Origin of the sequence: uncultured Nostoc sp., assembly GCF_937863485.1 — a bacterium.
Classification (GTDB): Bacteria; Cyanobacteriota; Cyanobacteriia; order Cyanobacteriales; family Nostocaceae; genus Nostoc.
In genome coordinates, this window is record NZ_CALMFY010000212.1 from 1 (window position 1) to 8,975 (window position 8,975).

At 41.9% G+C, this 8,975-nt stretch carries 6 protein-coding genes; 3 read left to right on the top strand and 3 right to left on the bottom strand.

The window, feature by feature from the left end; translation table 11 throughout:
• The 3 genes from Q0541_RS28240 to Q0541_RS28250 form a co-directional block, all read left to right on the top strand.
• Positions 1 to 469, top strand: a 469-nt coding sequence (locus Q0541_RS28240; protein WP_298919132.1) for a ParA family protein, incomplete at its 5' end; no start/stop codon positions are given.
• Positions 400 to 1,026: a hypothetical protein gene (locus Q0541_RS28245; protein ID WP_298919135.1), complete on the top strand. Its 627-nt coding sequence runs from the start codon at positions 400 to 402 to the stop codon at positions 1,024 to 1,026. The genes Q0541_RS28240 and Q0541_RS28245, both read left to right, overlap by 70 nt.
• Before the next feature lie 246 nt (positions 1,027 to 1,272).
• Positions 1,273 to 1,536, top strand: a complete 264-nt coding sequence (locus tag Q0541_RS28250; protein ID WP_298919138.1) for a sigma-70 factor domain-containing protein — start codon at positions 1,273 to 1,275, stop codon at positions 1,534 to 1,536.
• 90 nt (positions 1,537 to 1,626) lie between these two features.
• Here Q0541_RS28250 and Q0541_RS28255 read toward each other — a convergent pair whose 3' ends face one another.
• The 3 genes from Q0541_RS28255 to Q0541_RS28265 all read right to left on the bottom strand — a co-directional run bounded on the left by Q0541_RS28255 (position 1,627) and on the right by Q0541_RS28265 (position 8,888).
• Positions 1,627 to 1,983 carry a hypothetical protein gene (locus Q0541_RS28255; protein ID WP_298919141.1) on the bottom strand — a complete coding sequence of 119 codons (357 nt, stop codon included), beginning with the start codon at positions 1,981 to 1,983 and terminating at the stop codon, positions 1,627 to 1,629.
• A gap of 464 nt (positions 1,984 to 2,447) precedes the next feature.
• The gene (locus tag Q0541_RS28260; RefSeq protein WP_298919144.1) at positions 2,448 to 2,978 is read right to left on the bottom strand and encodes a hypothetical protein; all 531 of its coding nucleotides are present in this window, start codon (positions 2,976 to 2,978) and stop codon (positions 2,448 to 2,450) included.
• A 54-nt stretch (positions 2,979 to 3,032) separates the two neighbouring features.
• Positions 3,033 to 8,888 (bottom strand): aminotransferase class III-fold pyridoxal phosphate-dependent enzyme, encoded by a 5,856-nt coding sequence (locus Q0541_RS28265; RefSeq protein WP_298919147.1) that lies wholly within the window; start codon positions 8,886 to 8,888, stop codon positions 3,033 to 3,035.
• Between the last annotated feature and the right edge of the window lie 87 nt (positions 8,889 to 8,975).

Consider the following 8,975-nt stretch of genomic DNA (forward strand, 5'->3'; position numbering starts at 1 on the left):
ATTTATTAGCGATCGCACCTTTTTTGTCCAACCTCACAAAATCGCGTTGCTCCCAAGTAGATTCGACTTTGTAATTATCGACACTCCAGCACGTCCTCTTGAATCTGAACTGCAAGAACTTGCAGATGGATGCGATTTGTTAATTCTGCCAAGTACACCAGATTCACTCTCTATGGACGCTTTAGCTTTAATGACCCAGAGCTTGCCAAACCGAGCTAATTACCGTGTTTTGTTAACTATGATCCCCCCCCCTCCCCAAAAAGATGGGTTGGATGCATTTCATGCACTAAAAGAAAATGGGTTTCCCGTACTAGATCGGGGAATTAGACTACTGAAAGCTTACAAAGATGCTGCTGCACTTGGACAGCCTATTTATAAAGTTAAAGGAGGAAAAATAGCATGGCGGGACTGGATGGAACTAGCGAAACTCAACCCACTGTCCGAGCTTCTAGATTCAGCGAAATCCTAAGACTTAAAAATGCTGCACCGTTAAATGCAGAGTTACAAGTTGAGGATTATGAACAGAAGAAAATTTCTACTGAAGAAGAGTTTTCTAGCAAAGAGACAAATTTAGATACTATTGCTGAACAAAACCAGGAAGTTAATAACAGCGATAATCTTTATCAGGAAATGAAGGCAGATATAGTTATTTCATCGAATCAATACGAGGAGAGTCCAATTATAGAGCCTTCCTCTGTTAACAATGAAAGTGCCATAGTCGCAATAGATTCAACTTCTTCTGTATCGAAAGACATCCCAGTACTAGTAGAAGGCGAAATGAAAACTAAAGTAAACAAACGAGGTAAAGTATCAAAGCGAAATAACCCAGATTATATGCAAGCAATATTCCACCTCCCTGTAAAAACTAGTAAGAGGTTAGATAGAGAACTGTTAGACCTAAGTGAAGCTGGAGATAATCTTGACCGTTCTGAATTTGCTCAGGAGTTATTTCAGACCTTTTTTAAGCTTTCTAATGTAGTCGGAGCGGTCGAAGCTCTCAAGCAATTTAGAAATATGGGAAGTTGACCTTAAATAATTGAGTATCAGATTAGATAACAAAAATTTTTAAGTTTTTCTAAGAGGCATCACCGTTTGGCACGCTGATGCCTAGACCGCAAACTAATATCGAGACTCCGATCTACAAATCTAATAGCTGAATCTTTGAATATTTGAATATTCAATATATACTTATATTTACATATTTGAATATCTGAATATTTAATCGAAAGATTGTATCCTCTTCACCGGAACTCCATTCATCATTTACTAATAATGCCTAGTCCAACTACCGACTTAGTTCGATCCTACCTTAAAGAAATCGGTCGCTATCCTCTGCTTGCTCCTGACCAAGAAATTACATTGGCTAGACTTGTGCAGCAGATGATGGCGGTTGAACAGCAACGACAAGCGATGTCTACGACGGGCTACGCCTACGCACTTCAACTCAACCGACAACCAAGTAATTTGGAATTAGCTACATCGCTTGGGCAAAGCGCAGCTGAACTACAATCAGTCATTCAACAATGTCAAAGTTAAAAGTGCTTTACCACAAGCGTTTTGAGTGCAAATGCTCTTTCCTCCTGTTGCACAACATTACCTGCAAGTAAATTAGGTTTCATGACCTCATCAACGGGCAAGAAATTGTTCAAAAGTCTGACGAGCATTTTTCCGTTGAACTTGGCGTTCAAATAATTTTAACTTCACCAATAAAAACCAATCTGTTAGACCAAGCAAAGTCCAGCCTCTATGCTTGAATGTCATTGTTGATATGATATCTTTTGCCCACTCTTTGTGTGAGTAATGATGTGAAAAACTATATTCTTTAAATGAAGAATATGGAGCTAACTCTTTTTGAAATAATCCTAAAGTTGTCTCAGGTAATCCTCGGATCATTATATCTAAAACTGGATAAGGAACTATTGGTAAAAAATAGGATGGAGGCATAAATATATCAATATTTCCGTCTTGATTTGCTTCAATCATCCTAGCCAGCGTTAGTGTTAAAAAAAACTTTGACCGGACACTTGCTCGTGCCAATGCCAAGCTCAAGCTTTGTTTTATCCGATTGATGCTCAAACGACTAGCTGCTAGCTAGAAAAAAGATATTAAATGGGTTCTATACAGTTATTTCCACAAGAAAGCGGGCAAGTAACAGACTTCTTGCCTAACCAATCGGTAAAGGTGTTTTCATCCTTGTAATGTCGGGGGATTTGCAACATTAGATGCCAAGCTTTTCCAGCATCTAGCAAGTTGGGGTGTGAGTATCAATGGATACTGTTTGCGAATGTACTACGTTTTTGTAAATGTAAGTATTACGTAAACGCAAACCTTAAATTTGTCGTTGCTGCTTTTAGTTGTAATACTTTTGTTTATGCGTTTGTAACACTTTCGCCAACAGTATCCGTTGCTACTCACACCCCTAAACGACCAGTTCAGGTCGCGCTTGCTCATTTCACCCCATAATCACGCCCCGAATTTGGCAAAATCTTGTTTTCAACAACAATCATGAATCCAGATAATTTTCCATCTGGTAGCTTAAACTTTTGTAACGTCCTGATTCTTTCAGTATCACTAATTAAGTTGATAGTTTCTAATGCTAATGGAAAACCACCTATCTTATCTGATACTCTAATCATGATAATATTATCACTATATTCTTCTACCATCATCTGAAAATCGCAATAAGGATAATCAGGACTTTCAAAAAGTACCTTACCTGCCCCCACAGCCTTGCCCAAAAAACTTATGTTAACAATTCTCCCATCAGGATATTTATTCTGATTAGTTTGTACCCATTGATTATTAACAATATTTTGATTTAAAAGTGATGTGAATCTCTCAATTTCATTACCATCTTCATCTAGGCGAATCCAGTTCCCTTCCCAAGTGCCTACAAATCTTGGCAAAACTTTAAAGTTTTCTAATTTAATTTGAAGATTTGGATCAAAACCAGGCAAATTCGTCATTGATTTATTCATGATTTTTAGAAAAACTTCACTTTGTCAGCAAATTTAATTTTAGATTAAAAGTATTCATAAATACTCTTGAGAGTATATAGGATTTCTCTTAAAGGTTTTTAACTTTTGCATACTAGCCGCTGCTAATTTTTGTTCTTCTCCAATCTGTTTTTGTCCATCTGCTTGAGTCAGTTTTTCGGCGAGCGCATCTAGGCTGATATCGCGCTGTTTTATGACAGTGCGGAAAATGATTTCCAATTGCTGCATCCAGTGCAAAATTGTAGAGGCACTATAAATATCTGCGTTGTAATTACACTTCAATGATAGTTTCCCGTCGATCTCAACCATATTCCAAGTTAGTTCCCGCCGAGCAATGCCAATATAATTTGTCAATCCCTCAACTTTTAGCCCCCAAAATTTTAGTTCAACGCCAAATTTATCCATACCAAATAATGTTGTAATCAGAGGTGGTCGGCTGGGATCGCGCTTAATATTCAGTTCCTTGAGCAATTGGCTAATCGGATAATTTTGATGCTCATAGCCATGCAAAAATACCTTTTTAATAGTATTGAGATAGTCACTAAAATTTTTGTTTTTCACTGCAAAGCGCAATGGCAATACATTAGCACAATAACCAACTAGGTCTTTATCTCCTATACAAGATTGTCCAGCAGTAGGAACACCAATCACGATGTCATTTTGACCAGATAAGTGATGTAATAACAAATTTAAGACAGCAATTAAGGTCATAAACAAGGTACATCCATGCTGATTGCTGAAGCTTTTTAACTCACGCAAACATTCAGCATCAACGAGCATCGTTTGTTCAACCCCAACATAAGTTTGTACTTGGGGACGCGGGTAATCTGTTGGCAACTCTAAGACGGGAATTGAATCAGCAAATTGTCCTAACCAGTAAGATTTATCTGCTAGCATTTTCTCAGTTTGGCTTTGCTGTTCTTGCCAGTTTATGTATTCCCGGAATTGCATTGGTTCTTCCATTTCATCTGGAATATTCTGACATTCTGCTGAATATATCGCACCCAAGTCCTTGAAGATGACATCAATTGACCACCCATCAATAATAATGTGATGAACTGTCAGCACCAATAGATGCAGTTGTGACTCTAGCTTGAGGATATGGACGCGTAACAGAGGCCCAACACTAAGGTCGAAAGGTTTGTGTCCCTCTTTTTCTAGCCACTTAGCGACTTGAACCTTGCAGGTGCTACTATCCCAATTTGAGAAATCAATTATCGGAATATCGATTTTCACAGAGGGTAATATCTGCTGACAATTACTTTGAGTGCTGATAATAGTTCGTAAAGCCTCATGGCGATTGACAACTTTTTGCACCGCCTGATACATTGCCTCTAAGTCAAACGACCCCTGTAATTGCAGACTTACAGATTCGTTGTAGGCAATTGAACCTTCTTCACTCATCTGCGCCAACACCCAGAGTTGTTTTTGAGCCTCAGTCAGGGGAATTTTTTGTGCTGCCTTAGCGACAATTACGGACTGTTGGAGTAGAACTGCAAACATCTGCGAGGCAGCAGGAATAGTCACTACTTCTCTAAATCCGCTCTCCTCTAATAAGGTTTGCCATTGGGAAGCATCAAGCAATGGGTAAGATGGTCGCAAATTGGAATCGCCAAATTTCCACCACCCCTGAGTTAATCCAAATATTAAATCCAGCCAACGCTGGCGAGTTGTCCCTTCCATCAGCACTAGCAGTCCCCCTGGAACCAATAACTGCAACACCTGCTTCAGGGAATTATGCAAATCTGCGGTGGCGTGCAACACATTAGCCGCCACAATGATATCGTATTGATGAGAACCAAAACCTTGAGCTTCAAGCTCTTGTTCGATGTCTAATATTTCATAACCTACAAATGGATAATCGCCAAATTTCTGCCTAGCTTTGGCAAGGAATAAGGGGGATAAATCGGTAAATAGATATTTTGTTTGTCGTTTGGGCAGATGAGGCAAGATATGGGCTGTTGTTCCCCCAGTCCCAGCGCCAATTTCGAGAATTCCTACGTTACTACCCTTGGGCAAATTTTCCAGTGCGATCGCAATTGTTTTTTGTACCAGAGCGTTCATGATTCGTGCTACGGGTGAATCCTGATACAGCTTGGTTAAACTTGTTGAGTCGCCATTGGGGAATAATAACTCTAACGGGTGACGTTTTCCTTGTAACACCTGTGCTAGTTCTTGTCCGCAACGCTGTAGCAAAGATAACTCTGCTTCTAAAGCTGGGTATTCACTTAAAATTTCCCTGGTCTGAAAATGTTGAATTTCCGGGACTCGCATTACTTCCCAGCCATCGTTAACTTGACGCAGTATTCCTTCTTCTGCCAATATCTCCAGCAGGCGACCTAGTAAGCGTTGGTGTTGGTTAACTACACCCAACTGTTTAGCGATCGCTACCAACGTAAACTCCTTGCCTGGGTGAAACTCCCAACCCATTTCCTGGAAGGCTTTGAGGATATAAGTCAGGCTCAAAGCTTCTAGTTTAGTTAATCCTTGTCGATCAGTTTCTAAGTCTTCCTGGACAATTAATTGTTGGAATTGGGGTGTGAGGCGATCGCTAATTTCTCTTGGGCTTGGGAAGTGAAGTGGTGCTTTCTTTGAGGGCATGACAGATAGTTCATTTGCTGGCGACTTACTCCCAACTTTGAACAAAAAACCTCCTTGTCGCAGTTCCTTGATACTATCCTTGACTGCCTGGATGATGCGATCGATATCTGCATTGGTATGTGCAGTCGAAAGAAAACAGTTACGCCCTTCCCAAATGTAAATGCCTTTTTCTAGTAAATGATAAAACAGCAAGTCTATATTTTCTGAGGAATCGAAGCGAAATAGGGAGCCAAAATGGACTAACTCTATCGGTACATTCTCTGCTTGAAAGTAAGCATTCAAGGTTGCCGCAAACTCAGAGGTTTTATGGTTTAATTGCTGTTGTAGGGCAAAACCTTCTTGCTTGAGATGTTGCAGCACTGCCCGCGCTGCCGCCATTCCCAGATGGTTTTTGTTAAAGGTTCCAGCGAAAAAAGTCTTTTGTGCTTGAGGATAGGAGGCATCACCGTAGTTCCATATCCCGCCGTCAATGCCATTCATGTAATCCCTCTTACCAGCTATGACTCCCATCGGTAGTCCGCCACCGATAATTTTGCCATAGATTACCAGATCCGCTTCAATCCCACAGTAAGCCTGAAAGCCTCCTGGATGGATGCGGAAACCTGTAATTACTTCATCGAAAATTAGGGCAATTCCCTCGGCTTGTGTCAATTGCCTCAACTGCTGTAAAAACCCTTGGGGTTGTAAATGAGGATGGCGACTCTGCACTGGTTCAACCAATACAGCCGCCAATTCGCCAGCATGAGTCCGCAAAATATCCAGGGATTGGGGATTCCCATAATCCAGTACCAGCACATCGGCAACTGCATAAGGTGATATACCTACAGTCATTGGTACAGTATTCGTCTCACCTTGGACTGCCCTAGCTAACACTCCATCGAAATGACCATGATAAGAACCAGTAAATAGAGCAATCTTATTCCGGACAGTCGTTGTCCGTGCCAACCGCAGCGCTGTCATCACCGCTTCTGTACCTGTATTACAGAAAGTGACTCGCTCCATATTAGTTAGTTCACAGATTAACCCAGCTACCTCTGTTGCCAGATTGGACTGAGGCCCTAGTTGTATTCCTTGGTGAATCTGTTCTGTCAAGGCTTGAGTTATAAATGGTGCGTCATGACCAAACAGCAACACCCCAAATCCCATTGAGATGTCGATATACTCGTTACCATCAATATCCCAAAATTTTGCACCTTTTGCTCGTTCTCCAATAATCGGATAAACCATTTCCTTGATGGAAGGGCGAAATCCAGCCACAGCCCTACTGTCAGCCAGGACAGAACGGCTGATTTCGGCTCGATGCTTAGATTGTTGCGTCCGTTTGGTGTAGCGGGCGAGCAGTGCTTGTAAATGGCACTGTTGTTGTGGGTTCAGTTCCCTAATTTGAGTTTCTGAAACTAGCTGCTGATTTGGTTTGCCGTTCTGGTAAGAATTAACAGTAGGTGCAGTTGCTTGCTGTGGGAATAAAGAACCTCCATTTGAGAATGATGATACCTGTGCTTGATTACTCCCCTTACCCTGTAATAGTTCTAGCTGCTGAGACATTAGCTGAGACATCACTTGAAGTTGCTGTGACATAATTCGCTCTAATGCTGACTCAGACAAAGTTTCTGGTGAATTGGGAATTACTGTATTCGCAATTTGTGGGGTTAATTGCTCTGGCTGTGTAGGCTGAGACTCTGATTCGGGCGGATTTAGCGGTACATTCTGAGCAATGTAAGTTGCTAACGCCTCAATGGTTCTATATTCTTCAAATAGCTGGCTAATAGATATCTTAATGTTATATGTGTTTTCAATTGCTGCGATCGCATCAATGAGGATCAGCGAATCAGCCCCCATTTCCAAAAAAGGTGTATAAATATCTACTTCATTAGAAGCTAATTGCAGTAATTTACTGATAATAGAAACCAATGTTACTAAAATCTGCTGTGGTGGTTTGGTGTCAGAAATTGCATCTGTCTGGAACTGGGATACCTTGGCATCTAATTTGTGTTCATCCATGACTTGAGTTGTATCTTGAATCCAGTAACGTTGACGTTGGAAGGGATAGGTAGGAAGCGATCGCTTATTTCTGGAATAATCTCGATCGAATCCCCTCCAGTTAATATCTACCCCTTGCACGTACAGAGCAGATAAGCTCGAAAGCAACACTTGCCAATCCTCTTGTCCTGGGGCTATGGAAGGGAGCCAGGTTGCATGACTTTGCTGGCATTTTTGACCCATTCTGGAGAGGATGGGCTTGGAACCAATTTCTAAAAATAAACCATAGCCTTGAGCAAATAAACTATTTATACCTGCCATGAATTTTACTGGCTCTCTGGTATGCCGTCGCCAATAATTGGCATCAGGGATATATTCAGAGGGCAGCATTTCGCCTGTTAGGTTAGAAATTAGGGGTAGGCGTGGAGTTTGAAACTTTACTTGGCTGGCCTCGGTTTCAAAGGTATCCAGTATTGGTGCAATCAGTGGGGAATGAAAGGCGTGAGAAACTCGCAACTGTTGAGTTTTGATTCCTTGGGCTTCCCAGGCGGCAACCAGTGCCCTGACTGGTGATCGCTGACCGGAAATGACAATATTCTCAAGTCCATTAATCGCGGCAATGGCAACTTCTGAGGAGTATGGTTGAATTGCCGCTTGTACCTGACTTTCAGAGGCAAATACAGCGACCATTTCACCAGTTTGGGGCAATGACTGCATCAAACTAGCTCTTTTTGCCACTAGCTTTAGACCTTCTTCCAGGCTAAATACCCCCGCCACACAAGCGGCGACATACTCACCCAAACTATGACCAATTACGACGTGGGGGATAACACCCCAAGACTGCCATAATTCGGCGAGGGCATATTCTAGGGCAAACAAAGCGGGTTGGGTGTAGGCAGTTTCGTCTAAAAGTGAACTTTCAGCGTCGGTTGCATAGAGGAGTTCCAGCAACGGCTTGTCCAAATAGGGACGGAGAATTTGATCGCAACGTTCGAGGGTTTTGCGGAAGGTGGGCTGGGTTTCGTAAAGTTGACGACCCATGCCTACGTATTGTGACCCCTGTCCGGTGAATAAAAAGGCTATTTTCAAGGACTGACGGCTGGCAACCTTACCAGCCAATATTCCAGTCATTGCCTTATTATCAGTTAAATTACTGAGGCGATCGCCTAACTGTTTGCTTGATTCAGCGACAATTGCCAATCGATGGGCAAAATGCGATCGCCCCGTGTTCGCACTAAAGCAGACATCTGCCAAAGATACATTAGCATCAGCCGCGAAGAAATCAGCATAACGTTGCGTCAATTCCTGCAAAGCCGCCTCATTCTTAGCCGATAGAGTCAGAAGATGCAGCGAACGCTCAACTTGAAAAATCCCCCCTGCTCCCCTGTTCCCCTGCTC

Excerpts from the sequence above, each read along its gene's own strand:
- Q0541_RS28260 (WP_298919144.1), bottom strand. The coding sequence starts at position 2,978 with ATGAATAAATCAATGACGAATTTGCCTGGTTTTGATCCAAATCTTCAA.
- Q0541_RS28250 (WP_298919138.1), top strand. The coding sequence starts at position 1,273 with ATGCCTAGTCCAACTACCGACTTAGTTCGATCCTACCTTAAAGAAATC.
- Q0541_RS28255 (WP_298919141.1), bottom strand. The coding sequence starts at position 1,983 with ATGATTGAAGCAAATCAAGACGGAAATATTGATATATTTATGCCTCCA.
- Q0541_RS28245 (WP_298919135.1), top strand. The coding sequence starts at position 400 with ATGGCGGGACTGGATGGAACTAGCGAAACTCAACCCACTGTCCGAGCT.